Origin of the sequence: Microvirgula sp. AG722 (assembly GCF_003269145.1) — a bacterium.
In the GTDB taxonomy this organism is placed as follows: domain Bacteria; phylum Pseudomonadota; class Gammaproteobacteria; order Burkholderiales; family Aquaspirillaceae; genus Microvirgula; species Microvirgula aerodenitrificans.
Window position 1 is genome coordinate 66,375 of record NZ_QLTJ01000011.1, and the last position, 13,392, is coordinate 79,766.

Annotated in this window: 12 protein-coding genes and 3 pseudogenes; 14 read left to right on the forward strand and 1 reads right to left on the reverse strand. The window is 55.0% G+C overall.

Translation table 11 applies throughout. The annotated features are described in order from the left end of the window. Positions 1–73 precede the first annotated feature (73 nt). The 4 genes and pseudogenes from DFO50_RS18945 to DFO50_RS13755 all read left to right on the forward strand — a co-directional run. On the forward strand, positions 74–697 hold the full coding sequence (locus DFO50_RS18945) for a hypothetical protein (protein WP_146745102.1): 624 nt from the start codon (positions 74–76) through the stop codon (positions 695–697). After that, the gene (locus DFO50_RS13745; protein WP_112692734.1) at positions 694–1,335 is read left to right on the forward strand and encodes a bifunctional 2-polyprenyl-6-hydroxyphenol methylase/3-demethylubiquinol 3-O-methyltransferase UbiG; all 642 of its coding nucleotides are present in this window, start codon (positions 694–696) and stop codon (positions 1,333–1,335) included. The genes DFO50_RS18945 and DFO50_RS13745 overlap by 4 nt, the downstream gene beginning before the upstream one ends. Before the next feature lie 380 nt (positions 1,336–1,715). Continuing rightward, positions 1,716–2,245: pseudogene (locus DFO50_RS13750) on the forward strand (transposase); the annotation flags it as partial. A gap of 39 nt (positions 2,246–2,284) precedes the next feature. Next, positions 2,285–2,434 (forward strand): annotated as a pseudogene (locus tag DFO50_RS13755) (IS3 family transposase); the annotation flags it as partial. Between the two features lie 55 nt (positions 2,435–2,489). Here the strand turns inward: DFO50_RS13755 and DFO50_RS13760 are convergent. Beyond that, on the reverse strand, positions 2,490–3,491 hold the full coding sequence (locus tag DFO50_RS13760) for a hypothetical protein (protein WP_146745103.1): 1,002 nt from the start codon (positions 3,489–3,491) through the stop codon (positions 2,490–2,492). Between the two features lie 782 nt (positions 3,492–4,273). On the opposite strand from DFO50_RS13760, the gene DFO50_RS13770 reads away from it, so the two are divergent. From DFO50_RS13770 to DFO50_RS13820, 10 genes and pseudogenes are all read left to right on the forward strand, one after another. Continuing rightward, the gene (locus tag DFO50_RS13770) at positions 4,274–4,912 is read left to right on the forward strand and encodes a TnsA endonuclease N-terminal domain-containing protein (protein WP_112692736.1); all 639 of its coding nucleotides are present in this window, start codon (positions 4,274–4,276) and stop codon (positions 4,910–4,912) included. Further along, positions 4,893–6,857 carry a Mu transposase C-terminal domain-containing protein gene (locus DFO50_RS13775; protein ID WP_112692737.1) on the forward strand — a complete coding sequence of 655 codons (1,965 nt, stop codon included), beginning with the start codon at positions 4,893–4,895 and terminating at the stop codon, positions 6,855–6,857. Before DFO50_RS13770 ends, DFO50_RS13775 begins: the two co-directional genes overlap by 20 nt. Then, entirely contained in the window at positions 6,857–7,903 is a 1,047-nt protein-coding gene (locus tag DFO50_RS13780) for a TniB family NTP-binding protein (protein ID WP_112692738.1), read from the forward strand. Before DFO50_RS13775 ends, DFO50_RS13780 begins: the two co-directional genes overlap by 1 nt. Next, positions 7,896–9,872, forward strand: a complete 1,977-nt coding sequence (locus DFO50_RS13785; protein ID WP_112692739.1) for a helix-turn-helix domain-containing protein — start codon at positions 7,896–7,898, stop codon at positions 9,870–9,872. The genes DFO50_RS13780 and DFO50_RS13785 overlap by 8 nt, the downstream gene beginning before the upstream one ends. 243 nt (positions 9,873–10,115) lie before the next feature. Next, positions 10,116–10,241 (forward strand): annotated as a pseudogene (locus DFO50_RS13790) (transposase); the annotation flags it as partial. 457 nt (positions 10,242–10,698) lie between these two features. Beyond that, positions 10,699–11,124 carry a MarR family winged helix-turn-helix transcriptional regulator gene (locus DFO50_RS13800; RefSeq protein ID WP_158537466.1) on the forward strand — a complete coding sequence of 142 codons (426 nt, stop codon included), beginning with the start codon at positions 10,699–10,701 and terminating at the stop codon, positions 11,122–11,124. 50 nt (positions 11,125–11,174) lie between these two features. After that, positions 11,175–11,639 (forward strand): cupin domain-containing protein, encoded by a 465-nt coding sequence (locus DFO50_RS13805; protein ID WP_112692741.1) that lies wholly within the window; start codon positions 11,175–11,177, stop codon positions 11,637–11,639. Between the two features lie 252 nt (positions 11,640–11,891). Next, positions 11,892–12,269, forward strand: a complete 378-nt coding sequence (locus DFO50_RS13810; RefSeq protein WP_107888987.1) for a helix-turn-helix domain-containing protein — start codon at positions 11,892–11,894, stop codon at positions 12,267–12,269. Positions 12,270–12,275: 6 nt separating this feature from the next. Further along, on the forward strand, positions 12,276–13,091 hold the full coding sequence (locus tag DFO50_RS13815) for a type II toxin-antitoxin system HipA family toxin (protein WP_107888986.1): 816 nt from the start codon (positions 12,276–12,278) through the stop codon (positions 13,089–13,091). Between the two features lie 66 nt (positions 13,092–13,157). Beyond that, positions 13,158–13,388 (forward strand): hypothetical protein, encoded by a 231-nt coding sequence (locus DFO50_RS13820; protein ID WP_028500245.1) that lies wholly within the window; start codon positions 13,158–13,160, stop codon positions 13,386–13,388. Positions 13,389–13,392: the final 4 nt, after the last annotated feature.

Sequence of the window (13,392 nt, forward strand, 5' to 3'; positions counted from 1 at the left end):
TATGCCACCAGCTGAGATACAGCAAAATTCTTCGGGTAAAATGGTGAGCAAGAGCAACTTCAAAGATTAGGTCATGACTGAGCATCAACAAGAACTGAAAAAGCTCGCGAAGCAGCAGGAGTACGCTCTCCAGCTTGAAAAGGTAAAGTGGGTGCAAAGAAAGCAAGAGTTGGCTTTCCTGGAAGCAGGACAGCACATGCGTGCACTGAATCAGTTAATGTGGCAAGTGCCCAACATCGCAATGGCGATTACCGGTGGCCTCTGGTACGGAGCCGCCAACTTGCATGCTCAAGAACCGAGAGTATGGGTATTTGCCTTTGCTGCGCTTGCGGACTGCATGACCGTTATCACACTTTGGCGACTACGTCATCTCATTCAAAAAGAAATAGACAAACAATCTCGATTCACCGCAGAAAGGGCCATCTCAGACCGTGATGAAGGCAAAAAGTGCTGGATAAAACGTGCCTATACAGCTGTGTTTAGTTTTACACCGCTAGTAGTTAGATGCTGGACTATTGTTCTTCTTGCTGCTGCAGTTGTGAGTATTTTTGGAGCCTGCAACGCTGAAAAATTCAGCACAACTCCCGCACCTCTGCCAACATCTGCTCCAAGCAAACCTTCACAGGGGAAGAGCCCTGTATCTCAAGCAGTCATAAAAACCACCGCATCTTCATCCGTCAGTAAAAAATCCCCATGACTAAACGAGCATGGACGGCGTACAGCCAAGCGAGCCAGCATTATTTTGATGTATACCAAGAGCTAGATTTCACAAAAATGCATAAAGCATTCTTGCGATTTCTACCGGCAAAGGGCTCGCTGTGTCTGGACGTTGGTGCTGGCTCAGGGCGTGACGCCGCGTCACTAGCCAGAAGGGGTTATCAGGTCACGGCTGTCGAACCAAGTCAGGGCCTACGCAGCTTGGCAGAGAGTCATCATGGAAGCTCATCGATAACCTGGATTGATGACAAGTTGCCCCGGCTAGATAAGGTCAAAAGCCTTCCAGATCGCTACAAATTTATTTTACTCAGTGCAGTCTGGATGCATATCCCATTGCGCAACCGGTTAGCATCGTTGCGTACACTTCGGAGTCTGCTTGCTCCTGATGGATACATTGCCATCACCCTCAGGCTTGGCATTCCCAGCAGTGACAGAGTCATGTACCCGGTAAGTGTGGACGAACTACTTCAGCACGCTGAAAAGGTTGGCCTATCCCCGGTATATGTTGGACGAAAAACCAAGGACTCAATGAGCCGTAATGATGTCGAGTGGCAGAAGGTCGTTTTACAAGCGACACCCATAGATAAAAAAGCCTCCCGAACATCCACGGCAGTCTGAGAGGAGTGCTATTCTTCGAGGGTCGATATCGCAGTATTTACGGAGATATTTCGATGAGTAGCGCCGGCAATCATATTCAACTTGTCGAAGTCGAAGGGCCGATCTGGGAAGGTGTGCCCATACCCTCATTTCTACCTCTGAGCGACAGCGGCACTCAGCTGAGTGGGGGCGTCGTTTATTGGTCGGACATGCCTGACGGACTTCAAGTTTGCTTCATGCAATGGCTAGAAAGTAAGTGCCTGTCTATCAGCATGCCTCCGGCCGGCCTGCCGAGAGCCGGGCGTCGGTATTTTCTGGATGATGTGCTCGGGTAATCCCCCCGACAAGTAAGTGTCGCGAGAAGTAGAATTTTCTAGCCGCAGCACCTTAGGGGATTTTGCATGAAGACCTCCCGATTCACAGACAGCCAGATCATCGCCATCCTGAAGCAGGCCGAGGCCGGTACGCCGGTTCCGGAACTATGTCGGGAGCACGGTATGAGCAGTGCCAGCTTCTACAAATGGCGGGCAAAACATGGCGACATGGATGCGGTGCTGATGACACGGATGAAGGAGCTGGAGGCAGAGAATGCCCGGCTCAAGAAGATGTACGCCGAGGAGCGCCTGAAGGCCGACGTCCTGAAAGAAGCCATCGAAAATAAGTGGTAAGGCCATCTCATTGACGTGAGATGGCTATGCGTGCCGTGCGGGATCGCTCCCTGACCGTCAAGGCGGGCCTGTGCGGCGTTTGGTGTGAGTGAGACCTGCTACCGGTATCGTGCCAAGGGCTCGGTAGAGAACGAGCTTATTGCCGATTGGCTGGTCAGGCTGGCCCGCAACCAACGCAACTGGGGCTTCAGTTAGCCGATGGCCGTAGCATCCGGCTCTTCAACGTTATCGACGACTTCAACCGCGAAGGGCTGTGCATCGATTACTTCTGGCGACCGCTAAAAATGGGGGGGGATTACCGTTACATCGCCTTCATGCCAAAGCCGGACGGGAAAACCACACTGGAAAACCTGGCGCAGGCCTTTGCCCATTACAATGAGCACTACCCGCGCAGCGTGCTGGGCTACCGGTCACCCCGGGAGTTTCGACGCCTGGAGGATTCGTCAATCTGAAGCGGGAACGGGTGTCCTGAGATACAGGAGCAAGCCCAAGCTCCTACATCAAGTTTTATATTATATCAAGATTATCTACGCCAATCTGGGTGCTAATGCGCTCCCAAAGATCATCATGGGGGAATCTCCCCATAGTTTGCGTTCTCAGGTGGGTCCATCCCCACAGCCATTGCAACAGCTTAAGCATGCCATCCTGGTACTGACTTCTTGTTGGCGGGCCTGTTTCCCATGCGGGAACCACGGGGATGCTAAACCCAAACAGGCAATCAAAACCTTTCTTCCCATACATGAGGTGCTGCTTGGCCCTGCAAATGTCATCCTGGGATTGCAAAGGGCCTTCGTCCACCACGTTGGATAGGACGTCATTGAGCATGCTCACCCCATGAATAAAGACCCCTGCATCTAGCTCGCACTGGCCATTCTCCCAGACAGTCCTACTGAAAATTTTGGCGTTGAAAACCTCAAAAAATTCAGCGGCTAACTCTCGGTGCTTGAACGACATCCCTGCGGTCAGCATGCACTTGTATATCAGATCTGCGAGGGTTCGCATGTCCTCATTACGCGCTTCATGCCGGTAAACCTCCCACATCAAAACCAAGGCTGCCAGCGCATCTAGGCTCCCTGCTCGTACTAACGTCCGCCCTTGACTGTGCCAGACATAGTTTTGCGTTCCATCGACTTCTGCTCTTCTCCAGTTGCGTATCGCCCTACGAACCTTCGGCTGCAGGAGATCGATGTAGCGCTCTACCCGCCTGATCGTCATGTCCTCGACAAGTAAGACCTTCCAGAGCGGGCTGTTCAGCTCCTTCAACGAACCCGGCGCCGCTTTTTCGACGGCTGCAACCAGATCGGGGCAGGGGGTCACCTTGCCTCTTTTGTATCGAGGCCACTTCTTGGGTGGCGCTTGCTTCTCGCCATCTTGGTTGGTTTTTTGGGGCTCGAACTTTTTCTCTAGCCCATACGCTGACTGCTTCCCTGTCCGTAGCCGAACCCCCTCATACCAATAGCGCACTTTCAGTTCTTTAACAGGAGCGTTTAGGCCATTTTTCTTCATCACTTTGGCACCATGGTTCGAGGCGAAAATTAAAAAATCACACCCAACCACATGAATATACAAACATTTTTATTGTTTGAGTAAAAAATAATCATGGTTTTGATCCACCTACGATAAAACCCAGCGATGGCGTACGCTTAATGCAGTTCTGAAATGAGGCGTGACGTGGCGAAACAAGCAGATATAGAGCGTTTAACTGGTGAGCTAAGAGATAGCCTGACCACCCTGTATGGCCCCTTACTGCCCAGCCGAGAGCTCTGGAAAATCTTCGGTTACGCATCTCCAGCTGCGTACCGCCAAGCACGTGCTCGGAAGTCGCTGCCTGTCGGGGAGTTCGAGATAGAAGGGCGCCGGGGCTACTTCGCGCTCACGTACGACGTGGCTCAATGGCTCGCGAAGCAAAGCAGTCAGAAAGTTTCTGCATTGCCAGCAGAGGATCAAGACGCTGGCGTGGATACAGATTGAAGGCCTGTGAGACCGGTGGAGGCTCGGATGTCCCGCCGGTGTGGTGACGGGTCAAACGCAACCCAAGAATGAAGGAGAAGCAGAAATGTAAAAGGCTAGCACTGTGGCTAGCCCTTTGATGCAAAAGCCGAAACCTTTGCCATCGACAAGCTCAGTATCGTCTCGCGCATCCTAGCGGTCAAGCCACATTCCCCCATTTCAAGCCAAAAACGGTCAGCAAGCTGCTGAACGGCGGCTTCGCTCGTCCTGCGATTGGCTTTTTCCAAACAGATGCGTGATAGCGCAGGGAGAAGTCTTGCCTGCGCTACCAGGAGAATACGATGCGAGTACGCAAAGTCGTTACCCGTAGGGGTAGGCACATCCGTGGCTATTTCCCCTCGAAAAAGCTCAACCGGATGGTGGCCTGGGAGTCGCTACTGGAAAAAGATACGCTGCTCTTGATGGAGCTCTCTCCAGGAGTGCTTTCCTACCAAGAACAGCCGGAGGAAATCTCCTACTGGGATGGGCAGGCAATGTGCGGCTACGTTCCGGATCTGCGCGTTAACCTGTGCAACGAGACTTCCTTACTTGTTGAGGTTAAGCCGGCCGAAGAGCTCGAACGTCCTGCAGTGAGGACTAAATACCAGCAGATAGCGCAACACCTGCTGGAGCAAGGTGAACACTTCCTGATTCTGACCGATCAAGAAATCCGCCTGGAGCCGCAGTACAGCAACTTGTGCCGGTTGCTCTACTGGTACAACCACGCCCCTGTGCGGCTGCCATCTGCCCAGGAAATTGGCATGCAACTTAAAGGGTTCGAGCAAGCCACGATCCAGGATTGCCTGGACCTATTCGGCGCAAGCGTCACCTATGCCCTGATCGCCAAGGGCCTGCTTGTTGCTGACCTGACGCAGGTACTCACACCGGCATCCCTTGTGCACTTACCAGAGGGAGGTCGTCATGCAGCGATTTACTTTTAAGCGCGGGCTGTGCTTCATCGCCGGGCAGACTCGCTGGGAGCTGGACCGGCGGCTTGCTAGCGGCAAGTTACAGCTGTGCTCCGAGGACGGAGAAGTCCTGAGTCTGACGTATGCCGAGCTTTTGCAGCGCTGGCAGTCGCAAGAGTGGCTGATCGATGAGCAGTCGCTGGCCAATCTGGGGAATGTGATCTACGTGGTTACCCCCCGTGATCTATCGACCTACCCGCCCAAAATCCAGGAGATTGCCAAACGTCGTCTGCATTATCTGCAGAGGCTGAATCCAGAGCAGACACCCTATAACTCGACTGTATGGGGAGAACGCATCCGTGAAATCTCAGAAGAGATCGGTGATACGGCTCCGCCATGCCCGTCGACCGTTTCTGCCTGGTGGCGGCGTTACCGGCAAACACGGTCCATTCTGAAGCTGATCCCGTGGAACCGCTCGGCTTCGATCCATCAACACAAGCCAAGCTACGCCATCTTCGAAGAGGTCATCGCAGAAGTTTACCTGACAGACAACAAGCTGCCCAAGCTCTCTGTTTATGAACGGATTAAAGCGCGTGTTCAGGCTATCAACCAGATATTGTCAGCTCATGAGCAGATTAAATGTCCGGGGCGCACCACGGTTTATCGCTGGCTGGGGGAGCTTCAACAAGACCTCGTTGATCTGGTTCGGGAAGGGGCTGAAGCCACACGCATGAGATATCGAGCCGCCATTGGCATGGTCAAGACTCAAGCTATTCTGGAGCGTATCGAGATCGATCATACGCCTCTGGATATCATCATCATCGACCTGATGACAGGCCTGGCGCTGGGACGGCCGTGGATTACCTTGGCGATTGACCACTATTCGCGAATGATCGTTGGCTTCTACATCAGCATCGGTGCCCCATCGGCCAACTCGCTCTTGCAATGTCTGCGGCGTTCCATCCTGCCGAAAGAGTATCTCCTCGCTCAATATCCAGACATCAAGAATTGCTGGCCAGCCTACGGTATCCCGCAGCTAGTTGCGGTAGACAATGGGCCCGACCTTCATAGTACCGGGTTTGAACAAGGCTGCCTGGAGTTGAGCATTGTGGTGTTGTTCTGTGGGTCAAAAATCTCATATCAGAAAGGGGGGATCGAGCGCTTCATTCGTACGATGAGCGCAGGCCACATTCATACCCTGCCAGGGACGACGTTCTCCAATCCGGAGCAGCGCGGTGACTACGCATCCGAGAAACAGGCTTGTCTGGATATGCAGACGTTAACCCACTTGATCTCCAAGTGGATCGTAGATGTTTACAACGTCACGCCTCACCGGGGCATCAACAGCCGGCCATTGGATCGGTGGCAAGAATCAGCCCAAACCACGCCGATCGCTTTGCCAGTCAACCCGCAGCAGCTGGAGCTGATCGCTGGCATCCCCGCCAAGCGCACGCTGTTCCATTACGGCATTGAATTCGATGGGCTGCATTACAACGACCACATCGTGCAGCTGATTCGCCGTCGTACAGGCAAAAATAACCCCGTGGATATCAAGTACTACGAGGACGATGTTGGCCACATCCATGTCCTGGATCCGGATAGCAAAGTTTACCTCCGCGTTCCAGCCAGAGATATTAAGTATGCAGCGGGTCTTACCAGGGAAATGCACCGCACCATCCGCGCCCATGCCCGCAAGAAGTTCGGCGAGCAGTGCAATACACCTGAATTGCTGGAGGCAAAACGCGAAATCCAGGAGATGGCGCAAGCGGCACTGCAGCACAAAAAGATGGGCTACCGGAAGTCGGGGGCGCGTCAGTTCAGCCTGAACAGCGAGGCGGTTCTGGCCAAGCAGGATCCGCTGGCCGAAGCCAGAAAACCCGCCAGACGGAAGAAGGTTACCCCTCCGGTAGACCTGCCGGACGGTTTGGGCGACGACTTGCCCGAGTTTTCGGTCTTGCCTAAGAAAGGGAGTGTCTGATGGATCCCCTTCTGATGATGAAGAAGTTTGTTCCCGCTGCCGACTTTACCTCGGACAAGGTGCTGGGCTACAAACTGCTGCTGGAGCCGATTTGCCACCAGCGATTCCGTAATGCGTTATTCCTTATCGCCGAGTTGCATCACCGTCGTCGTACCCATGCCGTGGGTGGCGGTGTGCTGCTAATCGGCCCTTCCGGTGCAGGTAAAAGCACAATCCTGCAGGCGTATGAAGCCGAGTATCAGCGCACCTTTGGGGCGCAGCAAACGCAAATCCCGGTCCTGGTCACGCGAGTGCCATCCTCGCCAACCGTACGTAGCCTGGCCGGCGCTATCCTCGAAGCCATGGGTGACCGTAAGTCACACCGAGGTACGGCGCCCGAGAAGACGACCCGGCTCGTGGAGTTCATCAAACACTGTGGCGTGGAAATGTTGCTGCTCGATGAGTTTCAGCACCTGTTCTACACCCCAACCGTGACCGCATTCCGTGATGTCACCGACTGGCTGAAAAATCTGCTGGAAAGCACAGGGGTGGGTATGGTGGGGAGTGGCTTACCCGCGGCCGAGCTAGTCATTCGCAGTAATGAGCAGCTGTCGCGCCGCTTCTCCCAGTGTATCCAGATGGATCCATTCTCCTTAGAGGATGAGGCCGATTTCATCGAGTACCGGGGGCTGCTCAAAGGTATTGCCTCGTGCCTGCCGATGGAAAGCGAGATTCCCCTGCATGAGGCCAACCTGGCCCGCCGCATTCATACGGCCAGCTTTGGTCTACTCGATTACACCATCAAGCTGCTGGAGGGGGCGGTATCGGCGGCCAATCTGGCCGGGCTGAGCACCTTGTCACTTGATGTGCTGGCTGCCGGTTTCCGTGAGCGCATCTGGAAAGACGTGCCAGACACCTTGAACCCATTCCATCCTGAGTCACCGATACGGCCGTTGACGCAACCCGGAGAGGTCTTTTACCAGCATACGCGCAAAGATCCTGTTGGCTCGCCCGTCGCAGTAAAACTCGGACTACGGACAACCAAGGGAGGGGCAAGCAATGCATGACAGCGCCACGCCACTGCCATCAATACCAACACTATTGATCCGCCCCCACCCTTCCCGAACCGAGGGACCTACTGGCTATCTATTCAGGCTGGCAGAAGCCAACTTTATGAACCTGCGCGACTTGGCGGAAATCGGCATTGCGTTTAATCCGGAGGCTTTGCTGCAACAACAGCTACTGCCACATCCGCAGCTCTACCCTGAACTGCATCAGCAGGTGGGGTACGTGGCCAAGCTCCTGCAAGAGCAGCCGGGTATCTGGAATCGGCAGCACACCCGGTTTTGCCCTTACTGTTTAGGGGAAGATCCACGCTGGCAGCTTGGCTGGGAGATTTTGCACTTTGACACCTGCCATAAGCATGGCATGTGGCTGATCGACCAATGCTCAAACTGTGGTGAACGCCTGACCTGGCAGCGGGACAGCCTGCTGCGTTGTAACTGTGGCGCAGACCTGCGGCAGGAGGTGCCAGAGGATGCTCCATCTGCCAGCATTCTGCTCGGTGAAGTACTGGAACAGATTCTGTTCAGGCAGGACATCCGCTACCAGCATGGTTACCCGTTCCAAGGAATGACGATTGCCCAGGTGCAATTGCTGATCCGGTACCTGGGGGTGTATCTGGATCCGGCAGCCCGTCAGAAGCCTCTTAAGATTTCCAATTCTGGCGCGATGGTTGTTTCCTGGACTATCTCATCACTGGCGGCAGAGATGCTGGTCTTTTGGCCCGAGAAGTTTCACCAAGCTCTCGACGTGCTGCAAAACACCAAGGGAGAAGCCAGGATCAGTTTGAAGGCCGTATTCAAAGATGCGTACCAGCACCTATATAAAGGAAGTCTTCGCGGGGGCATCTATAGCCCGGTACGGGAAGCCTTTGAACAGTGGGTCACCCATAACTGGAAAGGTTCACTTGCCAAGCGAAACCGCCGCCTGGCCGACTCTGTACTCGAGAACGTGCAGTGGATTCCCGGCAAGGCAGCGGCAGATCGGCTGGGCATCTCAATGGCCAGGCTGCGGTATCTTGTCCGCTCCGGTCAACTGGATGGCCAGGAGACGATCAGTACCAAGGGCCGTCGCTTCCTGATGGTGCGGAAAGACCAGCTGGCACAGATCGAGGAGGAGCTGGCAGGAGAGATCACCATGGCCAAAGCGATGGAAATTCTCGGTCTTGGAAAGGTCCGGTTGCGACGAATACTCAAACTGCTTTTCCCATCGGCCAGGCGAGTGAACGACCAGCAGCATTTGCCATGGTGTATTTCCAGCGCGGAGGTGCAGCAGTTGGCGGAACTGGGCGAGGAGTTGCCACGCATCTACTGCGTAGATGATAACGAGATCTCGCTCGCTGATGTGCTGCATTACTGGCAGTGGAATGCTGACGAGATCGTGTCGTTGGTGGAAGAGGTCAAAGCGGGGACGCTGGTACTGACCAGAATGCTCATCGGCAAAGCTGGCATCAGCCGCTGGGTGTTCGAGCGCAAAGATCTGATCCAGTGGCGAGCCGCGATGCAAACAGATCGGGTTAACTGGATTACGATTCCTGAGCTCGCGGAAGTACTGGGTGTGAAACAGCAGGTTGCTTACTGGCTCACCCAGAACGACTACATCCGCTCTCACAAGCTAGGGAATGGTAAGCACCATGGCTCGCGAGTCCGAAAGGTCGATGTAGATCGCTTCCTTCGGCAGCACATCTTCGGTACCGAGATAGCTGACCGGATTGGACGTTCGCCCAGAAAGGCTATGCTTATATTGAAAGCAGTGTCGATCTACCCCCTTCGGGGGACCAGCATCGAAGCATGTCGCCAGCTGGTGTACCCTCGCTCCGAAGAGCTTGAACGGTTCATTGCCAAGCACAGCGTCGGAGACCTGACGAAGTGGCACGACACGGTGAAGCGACGTCAGAAAGCGTGGGAGAGGATCATCTACGAAAATGGGACGCCAGTGCCTGATCCGTCCCACTTCCGCCTAGAACCTCGTTGATCTGGCAAAAACTCAAATCTAGATCCCATTGGGATCCTACAGAGGGTGCAGGATCATCCCGCGATCTTCCAGGTTTTCCCCAAAAACCTAAATTTCGCGGGATTTGCTCATGAAGAAAGCCACCTACAAAGGTGGCTTTCTTCACTTTCTTTGGCCCATCATGTGACCTCCTCCTACAAAACCGTAGCGGCGAAAAGTAGGGATTTCTGGCAAATTTGAGCCCATCCGGGCAGGAGATTTGTCATGAAAAAATCGAAGTTCACGGAAAAGCAGATTGCCTTCGCGCTGCGTCAGGCGGAGTCGGGCGCCACGGTCGCCGAGGTCTGCCGCAAGGTGGGCATCTCCGAGGTCACCTTCTGCAACGGGAAGGTGAGGGTTGCAACCTTGAGCTTGCAACCTTTCTTGCAACCCTGAAAGGCCGCACCACGGGGACAGCCCTGCGAGAAGCTATCCGCAGCCTCTGCGCCTGGGCTCCGATGACGGGGGACCAGCTTGCAACCCTGCCTGGCAAGCATCGGCATTATCTGCGCAACAAGCATCTGATTCCCATGGTGCGCGATGGCGAACTGCGCTTCCGTTACCCGGAAAGCGCCAAACACCCGCATCTGGCTTGTGTAACAGCCAAGGCGGGGGATCTTTGACATACCCTCCCTGATTGCCTCCCTGCAGGTCAAAGCGTCGTCAACTTCCTGAACCCGGCCTTCCCGGCCACCACACCGGGCTTCGATGGCCTGACCGGCGCAGCGAAATGCAGGCTTCCGCCTGTTGTTGTGAAATGCATGTATATGCACATACAATCCATGGCAACATCGACAAGAAGTGCGACATGAAAGCCATCCGCCTGCCCTGCTACTGTGGCTCCCTCCGGCAAGCATCGCGAGTCGTCACCCAGCTGTACGACCAGAAGCTCAAGCCTTCAGGCATCACCATCACGCAATTCGGCATCCTGAAGCTGCTGGCGGCATGCCCCGGCCTGAGCACAGGCAGCCTCGCCGAGGCCCTGGCGATGGACAGCACCACCCTCACCCGGACCCTGAAGATCATCCAGGAAAATGGCTGGATCGCCGTCACGACGGGAGACGACCGCCGCAAGCGCTGCTGGAGCATCACCCCCACCGGCCGGCAACATCTGGAACAGGCCGAACCGCTGTGGAAAAGCGCGCAACAGGAGTTCGCCAGGCTCGCGCATGACGTGGATCTGGACAGCTTGACCCGTACCGTGTTTCAGCTGGTGCAAAAAGTGGGAGAGTAATTTTTTCTCCAGATATGTGTATATGCATACTTTTTCATGCAAGGAAAACCATGAGCGCTACCCAACTCGACGTCACCCATGGCCAGCACTTCTCCGGCTCGCATATCGGCGCATTCAGCGACCTCGATCACTACCAGTTCTTTCACCCGCGGGGCAAGGGGCGTGGTTATCCGGGCAAGCTGTTCCTGAAAGAAGCGCTTGCCCTGAGCAGTATGGAAGTCTCGATCAACAAGCTGGGGCCTGGGCAAAGCATGCCGTTCAGCCACACGCATACTGCGCATGAGGAGCTGTATATCTTCCTCAAGGGGCATGGCCAGTTCCTGGTTGACGGCACGGTCATCGACGTACAGGAAGGCAGCGTAATTCGCGTCGCACCGGAAGGGGGTCGCTCCTGGCGCAACCAGTCGCGGAAAGATCTCCATTACATCGTGATTCAGGCAATGGCCGGCAGCCTGTCGACCCGCACCATCGAAGACGGCGTGATGTGTGCGGACAAGCCCGTCTGGCCAGACTGAGGGGTTATGAACGGGGGGCCGATTTGGCAGGCGCAAGGCTGACGGCGCCCGTTCCATGCCCGGATCAGGAGTCACCCCCTGACCGAAGCGTTCGCTTCAATCGTCAAATTCGAGCTGGTGGCGATCTGGTTTTTGACACTGATTTGCTAAATACATTGAGCAAAAAACATGTTTTTGCTCAATGTATTTAGCAAATACTCTTGCTGCCCCGTATGATGAAAGCGTCTTCATCCTCTGCCGTGAGGTGACACCATGGCCCGCACACATCCCTCCCTGTCTCCGGCGCTGCAGAGAATCGCCAGATCATTCGGCGAGCGACTGCAGCTGGCACGTAACCGCCGCAAGCTGTCGGCAACGCTGTTTGCCGAACGCATCGGCGTTTCCAGGAATACCCTGCAAAGAGTGGAAGACGGCGACCCCGGCGTGTCGCTGGGTACCTACCTGCGCGCCCTGCGCGTGCTGGGTCTGGAGGACAATCTCGATGCGCTGGCCAGGGATGATGAACTGGGCCGCAAGCTGCAGGACATGGCGTCGATGGGCGGGCTACGCGGGCAAGCCCCGGCTGAACCACACCCCTCCTGTCCGGCGATCCCCCCGCCGCCACGAATCCGCGACAGGAAAAAGGATTGAACACCGATGCCGACACAAAGGACAGCAAGGGTTGGCCTGCAGATCTGGCTCGATGCGCCGGAAATCTGCGAGCGCATTCAGATCGGCACGCTGTATCCAAACATGCAGCAGACAGGCCTTGCTCCACCGTTTGCATATACCGAAGATTGGCTGGGAAACAAAAACTGCTTCATGCTGGACCCTCGCCTTGACCTGTACGTCGGTGAACAACATCCGGCTTCAGAACGAGGTTTCGGCGTATTCCTGGACTCGGCGCCAGACCGCTGGGGCAGCAAACTGATTCAGCGCCGGGAAGTACTGAAGGCAAAAGCAGTACAGCGCAGCCCAAAGCTGCTATCGGGTCTGGAACTGATGCTCGGGGTTCACGACTTCACACGTAGCGGTGCACTCCGGTTCTGCTACCCGGGGGGAAACTTTCTGGATGATGACACCACCTATGCAGTGCCCCCTGTCACCAGCCTGAAAACACTCTCTGCCATTGCCCTGGAGCTGGACGACGATAACGCGGAAGACAAACCGGAGTATGAACACTGGCTGAGCATACTGGTTGCGCCAGGTTCATCCCTGGGCGGCACACGGCCCAAGGCCGTCTTCGCGGAGAGGGACCACTCACTATGGCTGGCCAAGTTCCCGGGAAGAAATGACACTCATGACTGGGGCCTCTGGGAATATCTTACCCACCAGCTTGCACGCAAAGCCGGCATTGACGTCCCGGAGTCGGAATTGCTGTCGTTCGGGAAGGGCGACCATACCTTCTGCGTAAAACGGTTTGACCGCAATCCTGCTGCCCGACGCTACCCACCTTCACTCCTCAGATACTGACTGATTTTCCTCATCTCGCAAAAACACTCATTCAGCGGCGAAGGCAAGCTCAGACGGGAATCAACAATGAGATTATCAGAAATAAAAAGCAAGTTAATCAGCATCCTTACCAAGGAAATAAGCCTTGGGCCCGGTTTTTTAATCCAGCAAGACCTTGAATTATTGATCCTGCACGTAGAGCAAGACAAATTGACCAAGATCGACGGAGAAAATATTGCAACTCATGTCTTGGCTAATTACTTGCATGAAAACACTGAGGAAATAGAAGAGCTGATTGATTGGGTTACGAGAGGATGACTTG

What these genes read in the sequence shown, in the direction of transcription:
- DFO50_RS13815 (WP_107888986.1), top strand. Translation starts at nt 12,276, where the DNA reads ATGCCGACACAAAGGACAGCAAGGGTTGGCCTGCAGATCTGGCTCGAT.
- DFO50_RS13775 (WP_112692737.1), top strand. Translation starts at nt 4,893, where the DNA reads ATGCAGCGATTTACTTTTAAGCGCGGGCTGTGCTTCATCGCCGGGCAG.
- DFO50_RS13780 (WP_112692738.1), top strand. Translation starts at nt 6,857, where the DNA reads ATGGATCCCCTTCTGATGATGAAGAAGTTTGTTCCCGCTGCCGACTTT.
- DFO50_RS13805 (WP_112692741.1), top strand. Translation starts at nt 11,175, where the DNA reads ATGAGCGCTACCCAACTCGACGTCACCCATGGCCAGCACTTCTCCGGC.
- DFO50_RS13810 (WP_107888987.1), top strand. Translation starts at nt 11,892, where the DNA reads ATGGCCCGCACACATCCCTCCCTGTCTCCGGCGCTGCAGAGAATCGCC.
- DFO50_RS13820 (WP_028500245.1), top strand. Translation starts at nt 13,158, where the DNA reads ATGAGATTATCAGAAATAAAAAGCAAGTTAATCAGCATCCTTACCAAG.
- DFO50_RS13800 (WP_158537466.1), top strand. Translation starts at nt 10,699, where the DNA reads ATGAAAGCCATCCGCCTGCCCTGCTACTGTGGCTCCCTCCGGCAAGCA.
- DFO50_RS13770 (WP_112692736.1), top strand. Translation starts at nt 4,274, where the DNA reads ATGCGAGTACGCAAAGTCGTTACCCGTAGGGGTAGGCACATCCGTGGC.
- DFO50_RS18945 (WP_146745102.1), top strand. Translation starts at nt 74, where the DNA reads ATGACTGAGCATCAACAAGAACTGAAAAAGCTCGCGAAGCAGCAGGAG.
- DFO50_RS13785 (WP_112692739.1), top strand. Translation starts at nt 7,896, where the DNA reads ATGCATGACAGCGCCACGCCACTGCCATCAATACCAACACTATTGATC.
- DFO50_RS13745 (WP_112692734.1), top strand. Translation starts at nt 694, where the DNA reads ATGACTAAACGAGCATGGACGGCGTACAGCCAAGCGAGCCAGCATTAT.